The sequence below is a fragment of the Kitasatospora sp. NPDC056184 genome (assembly GCF_042268405.1).
Taxonomy (GTDB): Bacteria; Actinomycetota; Actinomycetes; order Streptomycetales; family Streptomycetaceae; genus Kitasatospora.
In genome coordinates this window covers 315,299-341,258 of the sequence record NZ_JBHJUI010000001.1, presented here as the reverse complement: position 1 = coordinate 341,258, position 25,960 = coordinate 315,299, and the positions used below count along the sequence as shown (strand labels likewise).

At 74.7% G+C, this 25,960-nt stretch carries 8 protein-coding genes; 3 read left to right on the top strand and 5 right to left on the bottom strand.

What is annotated here, in order from left to right:
- Positions 1-124: 124 nt before the first annotated feature.
- From ACFC0B_RS00970 to ACFC0B_RS00950, 5 genes are all read right to left on the bottom strand, one after another.
- The gene (locus tag ACFC0B_RS00970; RefSeq protein WP_376082322.1) at positions 125-913 is read right to left on the bottom strand and encodes an SDR family oxidoreductase; all 789 of its coding nucleotides are present in this window, start codon (positions 911-913) and stop codon (positions 125-127) included.
- A gap of 85 nt (positions 914-998) precedes the next feature.
- Entirely contained in the window at positions 999-1,574 is a 576-nt protein-coding gene (locus tag ACFC0B_RS00965) for a TetR/AcrR family transcriptional regulator (RefSeq protein ID WP_376080308.1), read from the bottom strand.
- Positions 1,575-1,607: 33 nt separating this feature from the next.
- A complete protein-coding gene (locus tag ACFC0B_RS00960) occupies positions 1,608-2,300 on the bottom strand; it encodes a methyltransferase (RefSeq protein ID WP_376080306.1) in 693 nt (230 codons plus the stop codon).
- 108 nt (positions 2,301-2,408) lie between these two features.
- Positions 2,409-3,761 carry a crotonyl-CoA carboxylase/reductase gene (ccrA, locus tag ACFC0B_RS00955; protein WP_376080303.1) on the bottom strand — a complete coding sequence of 451 codons (1,353 nt, stop codon included), beginning with the start codon at positions 3,759-3,761 and terminating at the stop codon, positions 2,409-2,411.
- 414 nt (positions 3,762-4,175) lie between these two features.
- On the bottom strand, positions 4,176-4,445 hold the full coding sequence (locus ACFC0B_RS00950; protein WP_376080301.1) for a hypothetical protein: 270 nt from the start codon (positions 4,443-4,445) through the stop codon (positions 4,176-4,178).
- 58 nt (positions 4,446-4,503) lie between these two features.
- Between ACFC0B_RS00950 and ACFC0B_RS00945 the strand changes: the two genes are divergently transcribed.
- From ACFC0B_RS00945 to ACFC0B_RS00935, 3 genes are all read left to right on the top strand, one after another.
- Entirely contained in the window at positions 4,504-7,497 is a 2,994-nt protein-coding gene (locus tag ACFC0B_RS00945) for an AAA family ATPase (protein ID WP_376082320.1), read from the top strand.
- Positions 7,498-7,873: 376 nt separating this feature from the next.
- Positions 7,874-20,938, top strand: a complete 13,065-nt coding sequence (locus ACFC0B_RS00940; RefSeq protein WP_376080298.1) for a type I polyketide synthase — start codon at positions 7,874-7,876, stop codon at positions 20,936-20,938.
- Positions 20,935-25,935: a type I polyketide synthase gene (locus ACFC0B_RS00935; protein WP_376082317.1), complete on the top strand. Its 5,001-nt coding sequence runs from the start codon at positions 20,935-20,937 to the stop codon at positions 25,933-25,935. The genes ACFC0B_RS00940 and ACFC0B_RS00935 overlap by 4 nt, the downstream gene beginning before the upstream one ends.
- Positions 25,936-25,960: the final 25 nt, after the last annotated feature.

The window sequence follows — 25,960 nt, the reverse complement described above, 5'->3', positions numbered from 1 at the left end:
CGCCGCACCACCCCGACCGCCCACACGACCTCCCGACCACCCGCCCGCTCCGGAGCACCCAGCCTCCCGCCCACCCCCTCCCCCACCCGCCGGACACGCCGGTCGGGGTCCGGGGCATCGTCCGTCAGGCGGTTTTGAGGGTGCCGCCGTCGATGACGTAGTCGGCGCCGTGGACGTTGGCGGCGCGGTCGGACAGGAGGAAGGCGACCAGCGCCGCCACCTCCGCCGGGTCGGTGAGGCGGCCCGAGGCGATGCCGAACTTCCCGGGCAGGCCGGCGAGCAGGTCGGCGTGCTCCACGCCGAAGGCGGCGGCGACCTTGCCGCCGAGGCGGTGCGGGTCGGTCCACTGCGGGCTGGTCGTGGGGCCCGGGGAGACGGTGTTCACCCGGACGCCGTGCGGCGCCAGTTCCTCGCTGAGCCGCTTCCCGAACAGGTTCAGCGCGGCCTTGGCCTCCGCGTAGCCGACCGGCGCGCCGGCGGGCATCCGGGCGTTGATCGAGGAGATGTTCACGATCGCGCCCCGGCGTTCCAGGATGCCCGGCAGGGCCGCCTTGGTGGTCCACATCGCGCTGAACAGGTTGAGGTCGAAGATCCCCCGCCACTGCTCGTCGTCGGTGTCCAGGAACCCGCCGACGGACATCACGTCCGGGTCGCCCGCGCCGACGTTGTTGACCAGGAAGTCGATCCCGCCGACCGCCGCGCACGCCCGGTCGACGACCGAGCGCGCGCCCTCGCGGGTGCTCAGGTCGACCGGCACCGCGGCCGCGGCGGCCTCCTCCAGCTCGGGCGTGACGGTGCGGGCGGCGCCCACCACCCGGACGCCCTCCGCGGCCAGGGCCCGGGCGATCGCGAGGCCGATGCCGCGACTCGCTCCGGTGACCAGCGCGGTCTTCCCACTGATGCCGAGGTCCATGGTCTCCCCATTCTTGGCTGACATGTTTTTGAACTGAAGGTCAAAAATCAGGGCGCAAAAAGGCCGCCGCCCGGGGCGGCGCGCGTCAGAGGCCCGCGAGGGCCGTGTCGATGATCCGGAGGAGGACCGGGCGGTCGAAGGTCTTGGCCATCACCCGGAGCCCCGAGACGGTCGCCTGGAGCAGCAGCGCCTGCGCCCGGGCGTCGACGCCCGGGTCGACGTCGCCGGCCCGCTGCCCCTGCTCGATGCGGGCGGCGAACAGCTCGATCATCCGCTCCTCGATGCGGTGCACCGCGCGGGCGGCCTCCTCGTCCCGCCCGCCGAGCTCCTCGACCGTGTTCTGGGCCAGGCATCCGCGCCGGACCGGCCCGTCCAGGTCCGCGTCCACGAGCAGCACGACGTGCGCGCGGATGCGCTCCTTGGCGGTGCCCGGCCGGGCGAGGAACTCCTCGGCCGAGGCCGTGCCGGTCCGGCCGTAGAGGTCCAGCGCCTTGCCGAACAACTCCCGCTTGGAGCCGAAGGAGTGGTACAGGCTGCCCTTGGCCACTCCGGTCGCCTCGGCGAGGTCGGCGGGCGAGGTGTCGGCGTAGCCCTTGGTCCAGAACACCTCCATCGCCCGCGCGACGACCACGTCCGGTTCGAAGCTCTTCGGCCTGCCCATGCGGCCAACCGTAGAGAGTATTTGACCCTCGGGTCAAATACTCTCGGCCAGCTCCCACACCGTCGTCGTCTTCAGCGCCGCGTCCTCCAGGTCCGCGATCACCGGGACGTCGTACGCCGCCAGCGCCGTGAACCGCTCGCGCGGCAGGTAGGCGCGGCCCGGGTCGCCGACGATCACCACCGCGCCGCGGGCCCGGGCGCGTTGCAGGAAGGGCAGGAAGCGAGCGGCCATCGTGCGCTCGTAGAAGACGTCCCCGGCGAGCACGACCTCCGCCGGGGCGCCGTCGCCGTCCAGCAGGTCCTCGACGGCGGCGGCCACCTCGACGCCGTTGGCGGCCGCGTTGACCTCGATGGCGGCGACGGCGTACGCGTCGATCTCGGCGGCCCGCACCGAGCGGGCGCCGCGCAGGGCCGCCGCGATGCCGACCAGGCCGGAGCCGGCCGCGAGGTCCAGCACGGTCCGTCCGGCGACCAGCTCCGGGTGGTCCAGCACGTACCGGGCGACGCCGACGCCGCCGGCCCAGGCGAACGCCCAGAACGGCGGCGGCATCCCCTCCTCGCCTCGCGCGGACTCGGTGGTCTCCCACAGCTCGATGGCGTCCTCGGCCATGTGCAGCCGCACCTCGGGCACGAACGGCACCGGGCCGATCCGGGTCTGCGCCCGAACGAACTCCTGGTCCGACAAGATGGCCGCCCCCGAACCGACCGGGCGTGTCTCGCTCAGCATGCGCAGCAGCATAAGGCCCCCGGGCGGCCGCTCCGGACACGCCGTCGCCCGGGCACGGTCGCCGGCCACCTCCTCCCTGACGCCCGATCAGCCCGGGGGCGGGGCCGGTCAGCCGGCGGGCGTCCCGGCCGTGCGGAACCGGTTGATCGCGTCGGCGTGCTTGGCGCGCAGCTCGTGGTCGCGCACGCCCAGGCCCTCCTCCGGGGCGAGGCAGAGCACGCCGACCTTGCCCTGGTGGAGGTTGCGGTGGACGTCGAAGGCGGCCTGGCCGGTCTGCTCCAGCGGGTACACCTTGGAGACGGTCGGGTGGATCTTTCCCTTGGCCACCAGGCGGTTGGCCTCCCAGGCCTCGCGGTAGTTGGCGAAGTGCGAGCCGACGATCCGCTTGAGCGACATCCACAGGTAGCGATTGTCGTACTGGTGGGTGTAGCCGGAGGTGGAGGCACAGGTGACGATGGTGCCGCCCTTGCGGGTGACGAAGACGCTCGCGCCGAAGGTCTCCCGGCCGGGGTGCTCGAAGACGATGTCGACGTCCTCGCCGCCGGTCAGCTCGCGGATCCGCCCGCCGAGCCGCTTCCACTCGCGCGGGTCCTGGGTCTGCTCGTCCTTCCAGAACCGGTAGCCCTCGGCGGAGCGGTCGATGATCGCCTCGGCGCCCATCGCCCGGCAGATCTCGGCCTTCTGCGGGCTGGACACCACGCACACGGGGTTGGCGCCGCCGGCGAGGGCGAGTTGGGTGGCGTAGGAGCCGAGGCCGCCGCTGGCGCCCCAGATCAGCACGTTGTCGCCCTGCTTCATGCCCGCGCCGTTGCGCGAGACCAGCTGGCGGTAGGCGGTGGAGTTGACCAGGCCGGAGGCGGCGGCCTCCTCCCAGGTCAGGTGGGCGGGCTTGGGCATCAGCTGGTTGGACTTCACCAGGGCCAGCTGGGCGAGGCCGCCGAAGTTGGTCTCGAAGCCCCAGATCCGCTGCGCGGGGTCGAGCATGGTGTCGTCGTGGCCGTCGGCGGACTCCAGCTCGACGGACAGGCAGTGCGCGACCACCTCGTCCCCGGGGTGCCAGGCGTTGACCCCGGCGCCGGTGCGCAGCACCACGCCGGCCAGGTCGCTGCCGATGACGTGGTAGGGCAGGTCGTGGCGCTTGCCCAGGGGGGAGTGCCTCCCGTAGCGCTCCAGGAAGCCGAAGGTGGGCAGCGGCTCGAAGATCGCGCTCCAGACGGAGTTGTAGTTCACCGAGCTGGCCATGACCGCGACCAGGGCCTCGCCGGGGCCGAGTTCGGGGACCGGCACCTGCTCGACGTGGAGGGACTTGCGCGGGTCCTTGTCCCGGCTCGCCATGCCGTCGAACATCTCGGCGTCCTGCTTGCGGACCGTCACGGCCCGGTACGACTCGGGAAGCGGCAGGGCGGCGAAGTCCTGCCGGGTGGCTTCGCCGGACACGACGGCGCTCAGGATGGATTCCACGTCATTCACCTCAAGGCGGCTGGCTACTGCAACAGATGGGAGGCGGTGAGGGCGGTCGGGTCCGCGCTGAACGATTCGTCGAAGGGGTCGCCGAACGATTCGCTGAACGATTCGCCGACCGGATCGCGGGGGCGCACCGGCGGCCATCGTAGGAGGCAAGCCCCCCCTACCAGGCCGCCTCACCTCCCCTAACTCCTGTCGCGGGCACCTTCGCCGCGGCGCCCGCGGGCGCCGGCAGGATCCGGCGCGGGACGGTGACCGGGCCGTCCGGGCCCGGCGGCCGGACCGCGTACGGGCTCTCGTGGGCGTCCGGGGGGCGGCACATCCCGACCGGCCGACGGTGGCGCCGCTCGCCGCGGCCCCGGACCGGGTCGTCCCGCACGGTCCACAACGCGCGCTTTCCCGACGCCCGGATCACGGCGGCGAACCGCGGCGAACGGCGGCGAAGCGCGAGCGCAGAACGCCCGGCGCCCACTCCGCGTCCGCAAAGATCTCGCCGACGCCGCGGACCGCCGGCAACCGGTCGGGGCCGGATTCCGGAGGCAAATCTTCAACAATCGCCCGGCTTTCCGGATAGCCGACGTGCAGATCGCCGATACCCGGCCGTCGGCGGCCGTTCATCGACGGTCGTTCATCGGCCGCCGCGGCGAACAGCGCGGGGGCGGCAGTCGCCCCGGCGATCACCCCGCAAAACTGGCTGAAAATATGTCACCGACAGTAGTTTATCCCGGCAGAGGTGATCATGTACACCCCTAACCCCAGCCCACGGCCCCCCTACCTCCCGCGAAGCCGCTGCGCCGGCGAGCGCGATGCGACTCACCGTCAGCTCCCGAACGCCCGGTTCCCGTGTACGAAGAAAGCCAAGGAGGTCGATCTATTGATCGCCACCCCTATCGCTCGGGTAGCATCCCCCCAACTGTCGCCGGCGATACGGGGACCGGCTGGCGGCGAGCTGACCACGATCGGAGTGTTGGGGATGCTGACGGGCAGAGGCGAGCAACTCACCAAGCTGGCGGATGAATTCTCCCGGTGCCTCTCCCGCAATGCAGGTGTCGTCGTTCTCCAAGGGCCAGCTGGATTTGGAAAGACAGCAATCTTAACGGAATTCGCACGACAGTTGGCGCACACTCGGGCCGCCGTTCTCCGTATCGTCGGGAACCCCGGGGAGCGCGACGTTCCGCTGGCCGCCCTGCGCCAGCTGCTCCACGACCCGGCCCTGCCGGCCCCGGCGCAGGCGCCGCTGCGGGCGGCCCTGGGCGTACGCAACCCCGCCGGCGCGGCCTCCACCGCCCCCGACACCGCCGCGGCGGCCGAAACGCCGCCCGGCCAGCAGGGCTTCTGCCTGGCCCTGCACAACCTCGCCTCCCACGCGCCGGTGGTGGTCCTGGTCGACGACGTCCAGCACGTCGACGCGCCGACGCTGCGCCACCTGCTGGCCGCCACCCGCTCCCTGCACGGCGCCCCGATGCTGCTGGTCCTCGCCGAGTCGGCCGTCCACGAACGCTGTGGCGACCCGACCTTGCGCACCCTCCTCCTCCAGCACCCGAACCGGCTCCGGCTCATCCTGCCCCCGTTGCGCCCGGAGGACGTGGCCGAGGCGCTCGGCAGGACCTTCGGCGCGGCCGAGGCGCACCGCCGAGCGCCGTCCTGGCACGCCGTCAGCGGCGGCAACCCGCTCCTGCTCCGGGCCCTGCTGGAGGACCACCACACCGCCGCCGCCCAGGGACACGCCCCCACCACCGGCGAGCCCCTGGTCGGCGAGGCCTTCATCTCCACGGTGCGCAGCATCCTGCGGCGCTCCGGCCCGATCGCCGAGGAACTGGTGACGGGTCTGTCGGTGCTCGGCCGCGCGGCCCTGCCCGACCTGCTCAGCCTCATGCTGGACGTCAGCCGCGGCACCGTGACCCGCGGCCTCCAGGCACTGAACGCGGTCGGGCTGATGGACCGCTGCACCCTGCGCCACCCGCTGGTGCAGACGACGCTGCTCGACGAGATGGCGCCGCAGTCCCGCGCCACCCTGCACCGGCGGGCGGCCGAGGTGCTGCACCGCGCCGGCGCCGGCAACCCGAAGGTGGCCGAACACCTGCTGGCCGCCGCCACCACCGTCCCGTTCCAGCCATGGGCCGTCGACGCGCTGCGCTCCGCGGCCGAGCAGGTGCTGGCCGGCGACGTGCCGCTGGCGGTGCGGTACCTGGAACTCGCCTGCGAAGCCTGCACCGGGCCGGCGCAGCGCACCGAGATCCGGCTCAGACTCGCGGCCGTCCTACTGCGCCTGGACCCCTCGGCGGTCGAGACGCACCTGGTGGAGCCGCTGACCCTGCTGGGCAGCGACCGGCTGCCCGAGTCCTGCGCGGCCCCGCTGGCCCGGCTGCTCTTCGCGCTGGGCCGGGTCGAGGAGGCACGGCAGACCCTCGACCGCTTCGGCGGCGCGGACCAGGACGGTCCCGGCGGCGCGCACGCGCCCGGGACGCTCGACACCGCGCTGCTCGGTTCGACGCTGACGACGCCCGTGTACAGCTCCGCCGCGCCGGCCGTGACGCTGCCCGGCCCCACCCCGGCCCGCCCGGTCCGCAACGAGCCGGTCGCCCTGGTGGCCGAGGGCTCGCTGCAGCTCCTGGCGCTCACCGAGGCGACGTTCGAGCCCGCGGTGACGGCGCTGTCCGCCCTGGCCCGGGGCAACCGCGGCTCCGCCGAGATCGAGACCTGGTGGCAGCTGCTGACCGCCGAGGCCCAGGGCTGGCAGACGCCCGGCTGGCGGACCATACTCGCCATGATCCGCAGCGAGATCTCGCTGTGGCAGGGCGACCTGCACAAGGCGGTGGAGCACGCCTCCGACTCCCTGGAGGGGATCGCGGAGGAGGTCGGCAACGTCTTCGCCGCGGGCGCGATCGCCACCCAGATCCTCGCCTACACCGCCATGGGACGGCTGAACGCGGCGGGCCGCCAGCTCAGCCGCCCGGTCCGCGACAGCGTGTTCCGCAGCACCTACGGACTGAAGTACCTGCGGGCCCGGGGCCACTACTACCTGGCGACGGGCCGGGCGCACGCCGCGCTCGGCGAGTTCCTCATGGCGGAGCGGCTGGCCAAGCAGTGGAACATCGACCAGCCCGTGCTGCTGCCCTGGAACCTGGACGCGGCGGAGGCGTGGCTGCGCATCGGCGAGCGGGAGCCGGCCGAGCGCCTGATCAGGAGTCAGCTCAAGGAGACCGGCAGCTCCCGCATCCGGGGCACCGCGCTGCGGCTGCACGCCGGCCTCAGCGAGCCCGCGCTGCGCCCCCGGACGCTGGCCCTGGCGGTGGCGGAGCTGGAGCGGTCCGGCGACCGGCTCGAACTGGCCCGCGCCCTGGCCGACCTCGGCCGGGCGCACCGGGCCCAGGGCGACTTCAGCCGGGCCGGTGCGGTCACCGACCGGGCCTGGCAGATGGCCAAGGAGTGCGGGGCCGACGCCCTGTGCGAGGCCATCCGGCCGGGCCGGCTGAAGGCGCACGAGCGCTCGCAGGTGGACGACAGCGAGGCCGGCCCGCTCGCCAAGCTCAGCGATTCGGAGCTGCGGGTCGCGGCCCTCGCGGCGCAGGGGTCCACCAACCGCGAGATCGCGGCCGAGCTGTACATCACGGTGAGCACGGTCGAGCAGCACCTCACCCGGGTGTACCGGAAGCTCAACATCCGCGGGCGGCGGCAGCTCATGGTCGACTTCCCCGTGGACCGCGTCCCCATGGCATCCGGATTCGCTTGACGGGACCGGCCGGACACGGATCGTGACGGTTCCCGTACGACTCCGTCCGGCCGACCCCTGTCATGCCCGGTGCGACCCCTACAACGTTCCGCAAGGCTCTCCCCCACCGCCCGCGTTGATAATTTGAATGCGTCGGCACCGGTCATTCGGGCCGCAACCATTCGATGGCACACGGAGGACATCGGGCGGCGGGGGCTTCCGGCAACGCTCCCGAAATGATGCGAAATACGGTAGGGGTCGCCACCGGGAAACTAGGGGATGGCCTGCCCCTACTTCGCGCGATAGCCTCCCGGTAGATCCAACTGCCCGATCTTTCTTCCGCATTTGATTTTCCTGTGGAGAGGCGATCCGAGTCGCGATGTCTGGGAACACCGAGATGCACAACGATCCGATCGCCGTCGTCGGATTGGCCTGCCGCCTTCCGCGCGCGACAAATCCGGATGAATTCTGGGGACTTCTGCGCGACGGCGTCGACGCCATCACCGGAATACCCGGTGAACGTTCCGGCATCGGCGGATCCGACCCGGAAACCGGCCGGGGCGGATTCATCGGGCAGATCGACCGGTTCGACCCGGGGTTCTTCGGGATATCGCCGCGCGAAGCCGTCGCCATGGACCCGCAGCAGCGGCTCGTACTCGAACTGGGCTGGGAGGGACTGGAGGACGCGGGCACCGTCCCCGCCTCCCTGACGGGCAGCCGCACCGGCGTCTTCGTCGGAGCCATCGCGGACGACTACGCGGCCCTCCAGCGCCAGTTGGGCCTGCCCGCCCTCACCCAGCACTCGCTGACCGGACTGCAGCGCGGCATCATCGCCAACCGCCTCTCCCACACCCTCGGACTGCGCGGCCCCAGCCTGGTCGTGGACACCGGCCAGTCCTCGTCCCTGGTCGCCGTCCACCTGGCCTGCGAAAGCCTTCGGCGCGGAGAGTCGCACATCGCGCTGGCCGGCGGTGTCAACCTCAACCTCGCCCCCGAGAGCTTCGCCGGCGCCTCGAAGTTCGGCGCCCTCTCCCCCGACGGCCGGTGCCACACCTTCGACGCCCGGGCCAACGGCTACGTCCGGGGCGAGGGCGGCGCCCTCGTCGTCCTCAAGCCGCTCTCCCGCGCGGTCGCCGACGGCGACCGGGTCTACTGCCTGATCCACGGCTCCGCGACGAACAACGACGGCGGCGGCCTCAGCCTGACCACGCCCGACCGGGCCGGCCAGGAGGAGGTCCTGCGCGAGGCCTACCGGCGCTCCGGAGTCGACCCCGCCGAGGTGCAGTACGTGGAGCTGCACGGCACCGGCACCCGGGTCGGCGACCCGATCGAGGCGGCGGCCCTCGGCGCGGTGCTGGGCGCGGCCCGGCCCGCCGACGGCCCGCTGCGGGTCGGCTCCGCCAAGACCAACATCGGCCACCTGGAGGGCGCGGCCGGCATCACCGGCCTGCTGAAGGCCGTCCTCTCCCTCCACCACGCGGAACTCCCGCCGAGCCTCAACTTCGAGACGCCCAACCCCGCCATCGCGCTCGACGCGTTGAACCTCCGCGTCCAGACCGAGCGCGAGGCGTGGAACCGCACCGACGGCGGCCCGCTGATCGCCGGCGTCAGCTCGTTCGGCATGGGCGGCAGCAACTGCCATGTGGTGCTGTCCAGTTGGTCGGACGCCGCGCAGCCCTCCGCGGCACCGGGGAACGGTTCCGTGGTGCCGTGGGTGGTGTCCGGCAGGTCGGCGGCGGCGCTGCGCGCCCAGGCCGAGCGGCTGCGTGAGCACGTGGCGGCCTCGCCGGAGCTGTCCCCCGTCGACGTGGGCTACTCGCTGGCGACCGGCCGCACCGCCTTCGAGCACCGCGCCGTGGTGGTCGGGCGCAACCGCGAGGAACTGCTGAGCGCCCTGGAGGACGTGACCGCCACCCCGGTGACCGACGGCCGGACGGCGTTCCTGTTCACCGGTCAGGGCGCGCAGCGGGTCGGCATGGGCCGGGAGTTGTACGCGGCGTTCCCGGTGTTCGCCGCCGCCTTCGACGAGGTCTGCGCCGCCGTCGACGGGCACCTCGACCGTCCGCTGCGCGAGGTCATCTCCTCCGACGCCACCGCGCTGGAGGGCACCGGCTACGCGCAGGTCGCCCTGTTCGCGATCGAGGTCGCGCTCTACCGCCTCGTCGAATCCTGGGGCGTGCGCGCCGACTTCCTCGTCGGCCACTCCGTCGGCGAACTCGCCGCCGCCCACGTCGCGGGCGTCTGGTCACTCCAGGACGCATGCGCCCTGGTCGCCGCGCGCGGCCGCCTGATGCAGGCCCTGCCCACCGGCGGCGCCATGATCTCCGTCATCGCCTCCGAGGACGACGTCCTGCCCCACCTGGCCGGACACGAGGACCGCGTCTCCATCGCCGCCCTCAACGGCCCCACCGCCACCGTCCTCTCCGGAGACGAAGAAACAGTCCTGGCCATCGTCGAGGCAGGCGGCTGGAAGTCCACCCGCCTGCGCGTCAGCCACGCCTTCCACTCGCCCCTCATGGAACCGATGCTGGAAGACTTCCGCCAGATCGCCCAGCAACTCACGTACCACGAGCCGAAGATCGCCTTCATCTCCAACGTCACGGGTGACCTGGCCTCGCCGGAACTCGTCCGCTCACCCGACTACTGGGTCCGCCACGTCCGCGCATCCGTCCGCTTCCACGACGGCATCACCACCCTCAACAACCGCGGCGTCACCCGCTACATCGAGGTCGGCCCCAACGCCGTCCTCACCGCCATGGGCCAATCCTGCGTCGAGAACGGCGAGTTCATCCCCCTCCTCCGCAAGAACCACCCCGAGGAAGAATCCGCCATCACCGCGCTCGGCCGCATCCACACCACCGGCCTGAGCATCGACTGGGACACCATCTTCACCACCGCCCACCGCGTCGACCTGCCCACCTACGCCTTCCAACGCGACCGCTACTGGCTCGACACCCCGATCCCCGAGTTCGACGCCGTCGCTGCCGAGGAGCCGTCCACCTGGCGCGACCGCCTGGCCGCCCTCGCCGACGAGGCCGAGCAGCAGGAGGCCGCCGAGGAACTCGTCCGCAAGCACGCCGCGTTCGTCCTCGGCCACGCCGCCCCCGAGGCGATCGACATCGGCCTGGCGTTCAAGGAACTGGGCTTCGACTCGATCAGCTCGGTCGAACTGCGCAACCAGCTGAACGCCGCCGCCGGGCTCCGGCTGCCCGGCACGGTCCTCTTCGACCACCCCACGCCCGCCGCCCTGGCCCGGCACATCCGCACCTCCGCCGCGGCCCTCGACGCGCGGGACCTCGACACGGGGGGCCGCGTCGCCGCCCTCCCCGCGGCGCCCCGGCCGTCCGCCGAGGAGGGTGACGACCACGACCCGATCGCGATCGTGTCGATGAGCTGCCGCCTCCCGGGAGGCGTGCGGACTCCCGAGGACCTGTGGGAGGTGGTCGCCGCCGGCCGGGACGTCGTGGCGGGCTTCCCCACCGAGCGCGGCTGGGACCTCGCGGACCTGTACGACCCCGACCCCGCCAAGCAGGGCAAGAGCTACGTCCGGGAGGGCGGGTTCCTGCACGACGCGGGCTGGTTCGACCCGGCCTTCTTCGGCATCAGCCCCCGCGAGGCCCAGGCCATGGACCCCCAGCAGCGGCTGTTGCTGGAGACCTCCTGGGAGGCCCTGGAGCGCGCGGGCATCCGGCCCGCGTCGCTGAAGGGCAGCCGCTGCGGGGTGTTCGTCGGCGCCATGCCCCAGGACTACGGGCCCCGGATGGAGGAGCCGTCGGAGGGGTACGAGGGCTACCTGCTGACCGGCAGCACCACCAGCGTCATCTCCGGCCGGATCTCCTACACCCTCGGCCTCGAAGGCCCGGCCGTCTCGGTGGACACCGCGTGCTCGGCCTCCCTGATGGCCATCCACCTGGCCGTCCAGTCGCTGCGCCGGGGCGAGTGCTCCCTGGCGCTGGCCGGCGGTGTCACCGTGATGTCCAGCCCCGGCATCTTCGTCGAACTGAGCCGGCAGAAGGCGCTCTCCGCCGACGGCCGCTGCAAGGCCTTCTCCGCGCAGGCGGACGGCACCGGCTGGGGCGAAGGCGCCGGCATGATCCTGCTGGAGCGGCTCTCCGACGCCCGGCGCAACGGCCACCAGGTGCTGGCCGTGGTCCGCGGCAGCGCCGTCAACCAGGACGGTGCGAGCAACGGCCTGACTGCCCCGCACGGCCCTTCGCAGCAGCGGGTGATCCGGGCGGCGCTCGCGGACGCGGGCCTGTCCACCCGGGACGTGGACGCCGTCGAGGCGCACGGAACGGGCACCGCCCTCGGCGACCCGATCGAGGCGGGGGCGCTGCTCGCGACCTACGGCCAGGATCGGGCCGACGGGCAGCCGCTGTGGCTCGGCTCGCTGAAGTCCAACTTCGCCCACCCGCAGGCGGCGGCCGGGGTGGCCGGGGTCATCAAGATGGTGATGGCCATCCGCCACGGCCTGCTGCCGCAGACCCTGCACGTCGACGAGCCGTCCCCGCACGTGGACTGGGAGGCGGGCGCGGTCGAGCTGCTGACCGAGGCCCGGCCCTGGCCGGAGACCGGCGCCCCGCGCCGGGCCGGCGTCTCCTCCTTCGGGATCAGTGGCACCAACGCCCACGCCATCATCGAGCAGGCCCCGCAGGACGCCCCGCAGGAGACCGACGCCCCGCAGAAGGCCGACGCCCCGCCCGAGCGCACGCCGTCCGACGACGTCCTCCCCGCCCCGCTCCCGTGGACGCTCTCCGGCCGCACGGACCGGGCGCTGCGCGCGCAGGCCGAGCGGCTGCGCGCGCACCTCACGGCCCACCCCGGCACCGGGCTCGCCGACCTCGGGTACTCCCTCGCCACCACCCGCACCGCCTTCGCCCACCGCGCCGCGATCGTCGCGGAGGACCGCGCGGGCTTCCTCCAGGGGCTCGACGCCCTGGCGGACGGCGCGACCACGCCCGACCTGGTGCAGGGCACGGGCGGCGACCGGCGCAAGGTCGTCTTCGTCTTCCCCGGCCAGGGCTCACAGTGGCTCGGCATGGCGCAGGAGCTGTGGCGCGACTCCCCGGTCTTCGCCGAGCGGCTGCAGGCCTGCGCGGAAGCGTTCCGGCCGTTCGTCGACTGGTCGCTGCTCGACGTCCTGCGCGGCGAGCCGGACGCGCCCTCGCTGGACCGCATCGACGTGATCCAGCCGACGCTGTTCGCGGTGATGGTCTCGCTGGCGGCCGTGTGGCGGTCGTACGGGATCGAGCCCGCGGCCGTGGTCGGGCACTCCCAGGGCGAGATCGCCGCGGCCCACGTCGCCGGCGGACTGTCGCTGGAGGACGCGGCCCGCATCGTGGCGCTGCGCAGCCTGCTGTGGTCGGAGCTCACCGGGAAGGGCGGCATGACGGCCGTCTCCCTGCCCGCCGACGAGGCCCGCGAGCGCATCGCCCGCTGGTCCGACCGGCTGTCGATCGCCGCCGTCAACGGCCCGAGGTTCGTGACCGTCTCCGGCGACCCCGGGGCACTCGACGAGCTGCAGGCCGCGCTGGAGGCCGAAGGGGTGCAGGCCCGCCGGATCCGCGGCGTCGACACCGCCGGCCACTCCGCCCAGGTGGACGTCCTGCGCGACCGCATGCTGGAGGGGCTGCGGACGGTGGCGCCGACGGCCTCCGCCGTCCCGTTCTTCTCCACCGTGACCGGCGAGCGGTTGGACACCCGCGAGCTGGACACCCGGTACTGGTACCGGAACATCCGCGACACGGTCGACTTCGAGCAGGCCGCGCGGACGCTGCTGGCCGCGGGCTTCACCGGGTTCGTCGAGTGCAGCCCGCACCCGGTGCTGCTGACGGCGCTCCAGGAGATCGCCGAGGAGGCCGGCACCGGGATCGCCACCGTCGGCACGCTGCGCCGGGAGGAGGGCGGAGCGCGGCGCTTCGTCGCCTCCCTCGCGCAGGCCCAGGTCCAGGGGATCGAACCCGACTGGGCGGCGGTCTTCGCCGGGCACGGCGCGCGGCGGGTGGAGCTGCCGACCTACGCCTTCCAGCGCGAGCTGTACTGGCTCTCCCGGCCCGCCGCGAGCGGTGACGTGTCGTCGGTGGGCCTGGACCCGGCCGACCACCCGCTGCTCGGCGCCGCGGTCGCCCTGGCCGGATCGGACGCCCACCTGTTCACCGGCCGCCTGTCCGTGCAGACGCACCCCTGGCTCGCCCACCACACGGCGCTGGGCACCCCGGTGCTGCCGGGCGGCGCCTTCGTCGAGCTCGCCGTCCGCGCGGGGGACCGCCTCGGGTACGAGCGGATCGAGGAGCTGGTCGTCGAGACGCCGCTGGCCCTCCCCGCCCAGGGCGCGGTGGTGATCCAGGTCCGCCTCGGCGCGGCCGAGGACGACCGGCGGACCTTCGAGGTGTTCGCGCGGCCCGAGCGGGCCGAGGAGGAACCGGCCGAGGCGGACCGGCCGTGGCAGCGGCACGCCACCGGCCTCCTCGCGGCCGCCGGCGGCCCGGCCGAGCCGTTCGACCTGGCGGACTGGCCGCCGGCCGGCGCCGTCCCCGCGGAGGGCGCCGGGGCGGACGGGATCACCGCCCTGTGGCGGCTCGGCGACGAGGTGTACGCCGAGGTCGCCCTGACCGAGGACACCGCGGGCGAGGCCGCGCTCTTCGGCCTGCACCCGGCGCTGCTGGAGGCCGCCCTGGGCGCGGCGGACGCGATGAACGGCGAGGGCGGTGCCGAGGGCGCGGAGCACGACGCCCGGCTGGCGTTCGCCTGGAAGGACGTCGCGCTCCACGCGACCGGTGCGTCCGCCCTGCGCGTGCGGCTGACCCCCACCGGACCCGACGGGATGTCCGTCGCGCTCGCCGACCCGACCGGCCGGCCCGTCGCGGCGATCGGCGAGGTGGCACTGCGCACGACGCGCCCCGAGGAGATCCGGGGCGGCCGCCCCGCGTTCCACCGGTCGCTGCTGCGCGTGACGTGGAGCCCGGTACGCGGCGCCGGATCCCCGGGATCCCGCCGGTGGGCGGTCCTCGGGGACGACGGCCTCGCCCTGCGGAGCGGCCTCAACCTCCCGGCCTTCGACCTCGACGCGGACCCGGCCGAGGCACCGGACGCCGTCCTGGTCGCCTGCACGACGCCGCACGACACCGCCGCGGACACCGCGGACGCCGTCCGGGAGGTCACCCACCGGGCCCTGGCGCTCGCCCAGCGCTGGCTCTCCGACGAGCGGTTCGCCTCCTCCCGGCTGGTGTTCGTGACCCGGGGCGCCGTCGCGGCCGCCCCCGACGAGGACGTGCCCGACCCGGCCCACGCCGCGCTGTGGGGGCTGGTCCGCTCGGCGCAGACCGAGGAGCCGGACCGGTTCGTGCTGGTGGACGTCGACGCGGCCCCGGAGTCGCTGCGCGCGCTTCCGGCCGCGCTGGCCTCCGGCGAGCCCCAGCTCGCCGTCCGCGACGGCGCCGTGCTCGTTCCCCGGCTCACCCGGGTTCCGGCCGACGCCCCGGCCGTCCCGCCGTCGTTCGACCCGGACGGCACCGTGCTGATCACCGGCGGCACCGGGACGCTGGGCGCCCTCGCGGCCCGCCACCTGGTGGCCGGGTACGGCGTGCGGCACCTGCTGCTGACCAGCCGCCGCGGCCTCGACGCCGCGGGTGCGGAGGAGCTGCGGTCCGAACTGGCCGCCGCCGGCGCCTCGGTGACGGTGGCCGCCTGCGACGTCGCGGACCGCGCGGCGCTCGCCGGCCTGCTGGCCCGCGTGCCCGCCGCACACCCGCTGACCGCGGTGATCCACACGGCCGGTGTGCTGGACGACGGCGTCGTCGCGGCCCTCACCCCCGAGCGGGTCGACGCCGTCCTGCGGCCCAAGGTCGACGCGGCGGCGAACCTGCACGAGCTGACCGCCGGCCTGGACCTGACCGCCTTCGTGCTGTACTCCTCCGTCGTCGCCACCATCGGCGGCGCCGGACAGGCCAACTACGCCGCGGCCAACGCGTTCCTCGACGCCCTGGCCCGCCGCCGCCGGGCCGCCGGCCTGGCCGGCCAGTCGCTGGCCTGGGGCCTGTGGGCCGAGCGCAGCACCATGAGCGTCCACCTGGACGACACCGACGTGCAGCGGATGGCCCGGTCCGGCATCGCCGCCATGCCTTCAGCGGAGGGCATGGCCCTGTTCGACACCGCCCTCGCGCTCGGCGACGCCGCGCTCGTCCCGGCCCGCACGGACCTGGCGGCGCTGCGGGCCCAGGCCGACACCCGGCCGGTGCCCCACCTGTTCCGCGGCCTGGTCCGGACGCCGAACCGGCGGGCGGCGCAGGGCCTCGCCGACACCGGCGCCTCCTCGCTGGCCCAGCGGCTGGCGGGACTGCCCGGGCCGGAGCGCGACCGGTTCCTGCTGGACCTGGTGCGCTCCCACGCCGCGGCCGTCCTCGGCCACGGATCCCCGGACGCGATCGCCCCGGCCCGGGCGTTCCGCGAGGTCGGCTTCGACTCGCTGACCGCGGTGGAACTGCGCAACCGGCTGAACACGGCCACCGGGCTGCGGCTGCCGACCAGCCTGCTCTTCGACTACCCGACCCCCGAGACGCTCTCCGCGCACATCCGCACGGCGGCACTCGGGGAGTCCGGCACCGCGGCCGCTCCGGTGGCGGCGGGCACGGCGGCCGCCGCGGACGACGACCCGATCGCCATCGTCGCGATGAGCTGCCGCCTGCCCGGCGGCGTGCGCAGCCCGGAGGACCTGTGGCGGCTGGTGGCCGACGGCGGCGACGTGATCTCCACCTTCCCCACGGACCGGAACTGGAACGTCGAGGACCTCTACGACCCCAACCCGGACCAGCGCGGCAAGACCTACGCGAAGGAGGGCGGATTCCTCTACGACGCCTACGACTTCGACCCGGAGTTCTTCGGCATCTCGCCGCGTGAGGCGCTGGCGATGGACCCGCAGCAGCGGCTGCTGCTGGAGACCTCGTGGGAGGTCGTGGAGCGCGCGGGCCTCGACCCCGCCGGGCGGCGCGGGACGCCGACGGGCGTGTTCATCGGCACCAACGGGCAGGACTACGCCTCGCACCTGCGGCAGCTGCCCGAGGACCTGGAGGGCTACCTGCTGACCGGCAAGGCCGCCAGCGTGGTCTCCGGCCGCATCGCCTACGCGATGGGCCTGGAGGGTCCGGCGGTGACGGTGGACACGGCCTGCTCGTCCTCGCTGGTGGCGCTGCACCTGGCCGCGCAGTCGCTGCGGCGGGGCGAGTGCTCGATGGCGCTGGCCGGCGGTGTCACCGTGATGTCCACCCCCAGCCTGTTCATCGAGTTCAGCCGGCAGCGCGGACTGGCGCGCGACAGCCGTTCCAAGGCGTTCTCGGCGGCCGCCGACGGGACCAGCTGGTCCGAGGGCGCCGGAATGGTGCTGCTGGAGCGGCTGTCCGACGCGCGGCGCAACGGCCACCAGGTGCTCGCCGTCCTGCGGGGCAGCGCGATCAACCAGGACGGCGCCAGCAACGGCCTCAGCGCGCCCAACGGCCCCGCCCAGCAGCGGGTGATCCGGGCCGCGCTCGCGAACGCCGGGCTGCGGCCCGAGCAGGTCGACGCGGTGGAGGCCCACGGCACCGGGACGACACTGGGCGACCCGATCGAGGCCGGCGCCCTGCTGGCCACCTACGGCCAGGGACGGTCGGACGACCGGCCGCTGTGGCTGGGGGCGCTGAAGTCCAACATCGGCCACACCCAGGCCGCCTCCGGTGTCGCGGGCGTCATCAAGATGGTGATGGCACTGCGGCACGGCGTGCTGCCCGCGACCCTGCACGTCAACGAGCCCTCGCCGCACGTCGACTGGTCGGCCGGTGCGGTCGAACTGCTCACCGAGGCCCGACCCTGGCCGCAGACCGGCGCCCCGCGCCGCGCCGGCGTCTCGGCCTTCGGCATCAGCGGCACCAACGCGCACGCCATCGTCGAGCAGGCGCCGGACGCCGCCGATGAGCCCTCCGCGCAGGTCGTGCCCCACGGTGTCGATTCCGTGGTGCCGTGGGTGGTGTCCGGCAAGACGGCGGCGGCGCTGCGCGCCCAGGTGGAGCAGTTGCGCGAGTACGTGGCGGCCTCGCCGGAGCTGTCGCCGGTCGACGTGGGCTACTCGCTCGCGACCGGCCGCACCGCCTTCGAGCACCGCGCCGTGGTGGTCGGACGCAATCGCGAGGAACTGCTGAGCGCCCTGGAGGACGTGACCGGCACCCAGGTCACCGACGGCCTGACGGCGTTCCTGTTCACCGGACAAGGCGCACAACGCGTCGGCATGGGCCAGGAGTTGTACGCGGCGTTCCCCGTGTTCGCCGCCGCCTTCGACGAGGTCTGCGCCACCGTCGACGGGCACCTCGACCGTCCGCTGCGCGACGTCATCTCCTCCGACGCCACCGCGCTGGAGGGCACCGGCTACGCGCAGGTCGCCCTGTTCGCAATCGAGGTCGCGCTCTACCGCCTCGTCGAATCCTGGGGCGTGCAAGCCGACTTCCTCGTCGGCCACTCCGTCGGCGAACTCGCCGCCGCATATGTCGCGGGCGTCTGGTCACTCCAGGACGCATGCGCCCTGGTCGCCGCGCGCGGACGCCTGATGCAGGCCCTGCCCACCGGCGGCGCCATGATCTCCGTCATCGCCTCCGAGGACGACGTCCTCCCCCACCTGGCAGGCCACGAGGACCGCGTCTCCATCGCCGCGATCAACGGCCCCACCGCCACCGTCCTCTCCGGAGACGAAGAAACAGTCCTGGCCATCGTCGAAGCGGGCGGCTGGAAGTCCACCCGCCTGCGCGTCAGCCACGCCTTCCACTCACCCCTCATGGAACCGATGCTGGACGACTTCCGGCAGATCGCCCAGCAACTCACCTACCACGAGCCGAAGATCGCCCTCATCTCCAACGTCACCGGTGACGTGGCCGAGCCGGAACTCGTCCGCTCGCCGGAGTACTGGGTCCACCACGTCCGCCAGGCCGTCCGCTTCCACAACGGCATCACCACCCTCAACAACCGCGGCGTCACCCGCTACATCGAGGTCGGCCCCAACGCCGTCCTCACCGCCATGGGCCAAACCTGCGTCGAGAACGGCGAGTTCATCCCCCTCCTCCGCAAGAACCACCCCGAGGAGGAATCCGCCATCACCGCGCTCGGCCGCATCCACACCACCGGCCTGAGCATCGACTGGGACACCCTCTTCACCACCGCCCACCGCGTCGACCTGCCCACCTACGCCTTCCAACGCGACCGCTACTGGTTCGCGACGCCCGCCGTGGCCGACGCCCCGACGGGCGGAGCGCACGACCGCGCGTCCGCGTCGCCGTCCGCCTCCGCGGACGGGCGGTTCTGGGCGGCGGTCGAGCACCAGGACCCGGACGCGCTGGCGGCGATGCTCGAAGTCGACCCCGCCACACCGCTGAGCGACATGGTGCCCCTGCTGTCCTCCTGGCACCGCCGGCAGAACGACCGGGCCACCCTGGAGGCGTGGCGGTACCGGATCGCCTGGCACCCGCTGGCCACCGAGCCGCGCGGCAACCTGTCCGGCACCTGGCTGGTCGCCGTTCCGGCGGCCACCACGCCGGACGCCGGCGGCGACGCCCACGCCGCCGTCCTTCGTGCCTTGGAGGAGCGCGGAGCGCGGACGGTCACCGTCGAGCTGGCCGAGGACGATCGCGGCGCGGTCGCCGCACGCCTGCGGGAGGCCGCGGCCGGCCAGGCGCCGGCGGGCGTGCTGTCCCTGCTCGCCTTCGCCGACGGGCCGGACCCGCGGCACCCGGTCCTGCCGCACGGCCTGGCGCTGAACCTCGCCCTGGTGCAGGCGCTCGGGGACGCGGAGGTCCACTGCCCCCTCTGGCTCGCGACCCGCGCCGCCGTCTCGGTGAGCCCGACGGACCCCGTCGACCGTCCCGAGCAGGCGACCGCCTGGGGCCTGGGACGCGTGGTCGGCCTGGAGCACCCCGAGCGCTGGGGCGGTCTGGTCGACCTGCCCGCCGTCGTCGACGAGCGCGCCGCCGCCCGGCTGGCCGGGGTCCTCGCCGCCGCGGGCGACGAGGACCAGCTGGCGGTGCGCACCGCGGGCGTCTTCGTCCGGCGGCTGGTGCACGCCCCGCTGGGCACGCCGGCCGGCGAGGCCAAGTGGCAGCCGGGCGGCACCGTCCTCATCACCGGCGGCACCGGCGGTCTGGGTGCCCAGGTGGCCCGCTGGCTGGCCCGCACCGGGGCCGAGCACCTGGTGCTCACCAGCCGGCGCGGCTCCGCGGCGCCGGGGGCCGAGGAGCTCGCGGCCGAACTGCGGGACCTGGGCGCCCGGGTGACGGTCGCCGCGTGCGACGTCGCGGACCGCGCGGCGCTGGCCGGGCTGCTGGACGGCCTGGAGGCCGAGGGCCGCGCCGTCCGCGCGGTGTTCCACGCGGCCGGGGTGGTCCACTTCCGGCAGGTCGCCGACAGCACGGCGGCCGACTTCGCGGCGATGGCCGAGGGCAAGGTGTCCGGGGCCGTCCACCTCGACGAACTCCTGGACGGCCCCCGCCTGGAGGCGTTCGTGCTCTTCTCGTCCGTCGCCGCCGCCTGGGGCAGCGGCGGGCAGAGCGCCTACGCCGCGGCCAACTCCTTCCTGGACGCGCTCGCCGAGAAGCGCCGGGCGCGCGGCCTGGCGGCCACCTCGGTGGCCTGGGGCCCCTGGGCGGACAAGGGCATGATCGAGGGCGAGGGCGTGGAGGAGCACCTGAGCCGCCGGGGCCTGCCGCCGATGGCGCCGGACCTCACGGTGGCGGCCCTGCACGGGGCGCTGGCCCGCCAGGAGACCACGCTGGTCCTCGCGGACGTGCGCTGGGACCGGTTCGTGCCGGGCTTCACCGCCGCCCGCCGCCGCCCGCTCATCGACGAACTGCCGGAGGTCCGGCGGGCGTTGGAGGCGGCATCGGAGCCGGAGGCCGCCGTGCGGGAGAGCGCCGGCAGCGTCACCGAGGGCCTGGCCGCCCTGCCGGACGCGGAGCGGGAGCGGATCCTGACCGACCTGGTGCGGACGCACACCGCGGCCGTCCTCGGCCACTCCTCCCCCGACGCGATCTCCGACGACCGCGCCTTCAAGGAGCTGGGGTTCGACTCGCTCACGGCCGTCGAACTGCGCAACCGGCTGAACGCCGCCACCGGGCTGTCGCTGCCCGCCACGCTGATCTTCGACTACCCCGCCCCGGCTCCGCTCGCCCGGTACCTGCGGGCCGAGCTGTTCCCGCCGCAGCCGATGACGGCCGACGCGGTCCTGGAGGACCTGGACCGGTGGGAGGAGGCGCTGGCGGAGCTCACCGCGGACAGCGGCGTCCGCGAGCGGCTCACCAGCCGTCTGCAGGGCCTGGTGGCACGGCTCGAAAGCACCGGCGGCAACGGCGGCACCCCGCAGGGCGGCGCCGCGGCCTCGGTCGAGGAGCAGCTGCTGACTGCTTCCGCCGACGAGATCTTCAAGCTGATCGACAACGACTTCGGGGCGTCCTGATGGCCAACGAGCAAGAAGAGAAGCTTCTCGACTACCTCAAGCGGGTCAGCACCGACCTGCACCGCACCCGCCAGCGCCTCCAGGAGGTGCAGGACAGGGAGCGGGAGCCGATCGCGATCGTGGGCATGGGCTGCCGCTTCCCGGGCGGGGTGCGCTCGCCCGAGGACCTGTGGGAGCTGGTCGCCGCGGGCCGGGACGCGGTCTCCGCTTTCCCCACCGACCGCGGCTGGGACCTCGACGGCCTCTACGACCCGGATCCGGCCACCTCCGGCACCTGCAACACCCGCCAGGGCGGCTTCCTCTACGACGCCGGCCGGTTCGACCCGGCCTTCTTCGGGATCTCGCCGCGCGAGGCGCTGGCGATGGACCCGCAGCACCGGCTGCTCCTGGAGGTCTCCTGGGAGGCCGTCGAACGCGCCGGGATCGACCCGCTGTCGCTGAAGGGGGCGGACGCGGGCGTCTTCGTCGGCGCGACCTCCTTCCAGTACGGGGGCGATCCGGCGGTGGCGGACCCGAGCGTCGAGGGCCACCTGCTGATCGGCAACGTGACCAGCGTGGCCTCGGGCCGGATCTCCTACACCCTCGGGCTGGAGGGGCCCGCCATCACCCTGGACACCGCCTGCTCGTCCTCGCTGGTGACCCTCCACCTGGCCGTCCAGTCGCTGCGCCGGGGCGAGTGCTCGCTGGCCCTCGCGGGCGGCGCCGCGATCGTGGCCAACCCGGGCGTCTTCGTCGAGTTCAGCCGCCAGCGCGGCCTGGCCCCCGACGGCCGCTGCAAGGCCTTCGCCGCCGCCGCCGACGGCACCGGCTGGGGCGAGGGCGCGGGCATGGTGCTGCTGGAGCGGCTGTCGGACGCGCGGCGCAACGGGCACCCGGTGCTGGCCGTCGTGCGGGGCAGCGCGATCAACCAGGACGGCGCCAGCAACGGCCTCAGCGCGCCCAACGGCCCCGCCCAGCAGCGGGTCATCCAGCAGGCGCTGGCCGCGGCCGAACTGACCGCGGCCGACGTCGACCTGGTGGAGGCGCACGGCACCGGCACCCGGCTCGGCGATCCCATCGAGGCGCAGGCGCTGCTGGCCACCTACGGCCGGGGCCGGCCGGCCGACCAGCCGCTGCGGCTCGGCTCGCTGAAGTCCAACATCGGCCACACCCAGGCGGCCGCCGGGGTCGGCGGCATCATCAAGACCGTCCTGGCGATCCGCCACGGCGTCCTGCCCGCGAGCCTCCACATCGACGAGCCCTCGCCCGCCGTGGACTGGTCCGCCGGCGCCGTCTCGCTGCTGCGCGAGGCCGCGCCGTGGCCGGAGCTGGGACGCCCCCGCCGGGGCGCGGTGTCGGCGTTCGGGGTCAGCGGCACCAACGCGCACGTCATCCTGGAGCAGGCTCCGGCCGAGGAGGACGCGGAACCCGCCACCGCCGGCGCCCCGGCCCCGGGCCCGCTGGCCTGGCCGCTGTCCGGCCGCACCGAGGCCGCGCTGCGGGCCCGCGCCGCGCAGCTGCGCCTGCACCTGGACCGCCGTCCGCTGGACGAGCCGGCCGACCTCGGGGCCGCGCTGGCGCACACCCGCTCCGCGTTCGAGCGCCGCGCGGTCCTGGTCGGCCGCACCCGCGAGGACTTCCGCGCCGGCCTGGACGCGCTCGCCGCCGGGGCCGCCGCCCCGGGGCTGGCCGAGGGCGTCGCGGTGAACACCACCCGGCCGGTCTTCCTGTTCCCCGGCCAGGGCTCTCAGTGGGCCGGCATGGCCGTCGAACTCCTCGACTCCTCCCCGGTGTTCGCCCAGCGCCTGGCCGAGTGCGAGCAGGCCCTCGCCCCGTTCGTCGACTGGTCCCTCGAAGACGTCCTGCGCGAGGCCCCCGGCGCGCCGGCCTTCGAGCGCGTGGACGTGGTCCAGCCGCTGCTGTTCTCGGTCATGGTGGCCCTCGCCGCCGTGTGGCGCTCCTACGGCGTGGAGCCCGCCGCCGTGGCGGGCCACTCCCAGGGCGAGATCGCCGCGGCGTGCGTGGCGGGCGCGCTGTCGCTGGAGGACGCCGCCCGGGTGGTGGCGCTGCGCAGCCAGGCGCTGCGGGCGCTGTCCGGGGACGGCGGGATGATGTCCGTCTCGCTGCCGCAGGACGCGCTCCTCGCGCGGATGGAGCCGTGGGGCGAGCGGCTGTCACTGGCCGCCGTCAACGGCCCCGGCTCGATGGTGGTCTCCGGCGAACCCGGGGCGCTGCGCGAGCTGCTGGCGTCCTGCGAGTCCGACGGCGTCCGGGCGAGGATCATCCCCGTCGACTACGCCTCGCACTCGCGGCAGGTGGAGCGGATCCACGGCCGGCTGCTGGAGCTGCTCGCGCCGATCTCCCCCCGCTCGTCCGAGACGGTCTTCTACTCGACGGTCACCGGTGAGCCGATCGACACCTCCGCCCTGGACGCCGAGTACTGGGCCCGGAACCTGCGCGAGACCGTCCTCCTGGAGCAGGCCACCCGCCGGATGCTGGCCGCGGGCCACCGGATCCTGGTCGAGGTGAGCCCCCACCCCGTCCTGTCCTTCGCCGTGCAGGAGACCATCGAGGCGGTCGGCGCGGAGGCCGCCGTCGTGGGTTCGCTGCGCCGCGACGAGGGCGGCCCCGACCGGATGCTGCTGTCGCTGGCCCAGGCCTACGTGCGCGGGGCCGCGGTCGACTGGGCGGCCGTCCACCCCGGCCCCCGCACCCGCGCCGTGGAGCTGCCCACCTACCCCTTCCAGCACCAGAACTACTGGCTGGAGACCTCCGCCGCGGCGTCCGCGACCGCGCACGACCCGGTGGAGGCCGCCTTCTGGGCGGCGGTGGAGCGCGAGGACCTCCCGGCGCTGGCCGCGACCCTGGACGGCGACACCACCTTCGGCACCGGCACCCTGCTCGGCACCGACACCGACACCAGCGCCGACGCCGACACCGGTGCCGGGACGGCCGCCGCGCTGCGCTCGGCGCTGCCCCTGCTGTCCGCGTGGCGCCGCCGGCGGACCGACGGCGCGGCACTGGACTCCTGGCGGTACCGGATCGGCTGGCGGCCGCTCCCCGAGCCGGCCGGCGCGCCGCTCGCGGGCCCCTGGCTGGTCGCCGTCCCGGCGGGCCACACCGCGGAGCAGCCGGCCGCGGCCGTGCTCACCGGCCTCGCCGGGCTCGGCGCGGACCTCGTCCCCGTCGAGGTCGCCACCGGCACGGACCGCGCCGCCCTGGCCGGGCTGATCGGCGCGGCGCTGGCGGACACCGCGACGGCACCCGCCGGGGTGCTCTCGCTGCTCGCCCTCGACGAGGCGCCCCGCCCCGGTGCCCCGTCCGTCCCCGCCGGGCTCGCCCTCTCCCTGGCGCTGGTCCAGGCGCTGGGCGACACCGGGATCGAGGCGCCGCTGTGGCTGGCGACCCGGGGCGCGGTGTCGACCGGCGCCGACGACCGGCCCGACAGCCCCGCCCAGGCGGCCGTCTGGGGGCTGGGCGCGGTGGTCGGCCTGGAGTCCCCGCAGCGCTGGGGCGGCCTGGTCGACCTGCCGGCCGTCCTCGACGACCGGGCCGTGGCCCGGCTGGCCGCCGTGCTGGCCGATCGGCGCGGCACGGGCGGCGACGAGGCCGAGGACCAGCTCGCGGTGCGGGGCGCGGGCGTGTTCGCCCGCCGTCTGCTGCGCGCCGCCGCGCCGGACCCCTCGGCCGACTGGCAGCCGACCGGCACCGTCCTGATCACCGGCGGGACGGGCGGCGCGGGCGCCGCGGTGGCCCGTAGGCTCGCCCGGGAGGGCGCCGAGCACCTGGTGCTGGTCGGCCGGCGCGGCAGCGCGGCACCCGGCGCCGCGGAGCTGGAGGCCGAACTCACCGCGTCCGGCGCCCGGGTCACGATCGCGGCCTGCGACGTCGCCGACCGCGCCGCGCTCGCCGGCCTGCTGGAGTCCCTGCCCCGCGAGCTGCCGCTGACCGCCGTGGTGCACGCCGCGGGCGTCCTCGACGACGGCGTCCTCGACACCCTGACGGCCGAGGAGGCCGACCGGACCCTGCGGCCGAAGGTGACCGGGGCGCTGAACCTGCACGAACTCACCAAGGACTGCGACCTGTCCGCGTTCGTGCTCTTCTCCTCCATCGCCGGCACCGTGGGCGCCGCCGGCCAGGGCAGCTACGCCGCGGCGAACGCCGTCCTGGACGCGCTCGCCCACCAGCGCCACGCCGACGGGCTGGCCGCCACCTCGGTGGCCTGGAGCGCGCTCGCCGACGGCGGCATGATCGACGCGGCGGTGGCCGAGCAGCTGCGGCGGCGCGGCGCGGCCCCCATGGCCGGCGACCGCGCCGGCGACGCGCTGCTCCAGGCGGTGGGCGGCGGAGAGCCGTGCCAGGTGGTCGCCGACCTCGACTGGGCACGGTTCGCGCCCGCGCTCGCCGCCGGCCGGCCGCTGCCCCTGCTGCGCGACCTGCCGGAGGCCCGGGCGGCCCTCGCGGCCGCGCCGGGCCCGGAGGGCGAGGACCACGACGACTCCGAGGCCCTGCTGCGGCGCCTCGCCCCGCTGGGCGGCGAGGACCGGCAGCGGGTCCTGCTCGACCTGGTCAGGTCGCTGGCCGCCGTCGTCCTCGGCCACCCCAACCCCACCGCCGTCGAGGCCGACCGGGCGTTCAAGGAGCTGGGCTTCGACTCGCTCACCGCGGTGGAGCTGCGCAACCGCCTGGGCGCGGCCACCGGGCTCCGGCTGCCGGTGACGCTGGTCTTCGACCACCCCACGGCCGCCGCGCTCGCCGCCCGCCTCGACGCCGAACTGCTGCCCGACGGCGGCTCGCCCGCCGGGCCCGTCCTCGCCGAACTGGACCGGCTGGAAGCGTCCCTGGCGGCGATCGGCTCCGACGCGGAGGCCCGCGCCGCGGTGTCCGAGCGCCTGCAGTCCCTGCTGCGCGACTGGTCCGCTTCCTCCGAGGCGCACGGCACCGTCGACGACCTCGAAGCGGCCACCGACGAGGAGATGTTCGACCTGCTGGACCTGGAACTCGACGACATCGCATGAACCACCGCACACCCACCCACGGCCT

Bases quoted from the DNA above. Each gene is read 5' to 3' on its own strand.
- ACFC0B_RS00960 (WP_376080306.1), bottom strand. From the start codon at position 2,300: ATGCTGAGCGAGACACGCCCGGTCGGTTCGGGGGCGGCCATCTTGTCG.
- ACFC0B_RS00970 (WP_376082322.1), bottom strand. From the start codon at position 913: ATGGACCTCGGCATCAGTGGGAAGACCGCGCTGGTCACCGGAGCGAGT.
- ACFC0B_RS00940 (WP_376080298.1), top strand. From the start codon at position 7,874: ATGCACAACGATCCGATCGCCGTCGTCGGATTGGCCTGCCGCCTTCCG.
- ACFC0B_RS00945 (WP_376082320.1), top strand. From the start codon at position 4,504: ATGTACACCCCTAACCCCAGCCCACGGCCCCCCTACCTCCCGCGAAGC.
- ACFC0B_RS00965 (WP_376080308.1), bottom strand. From the start codon at position 1,574: ATGGGCAGGCCGAAGAGCTTCGAACCGGACGTGGTCGTCGCGCGGGCG.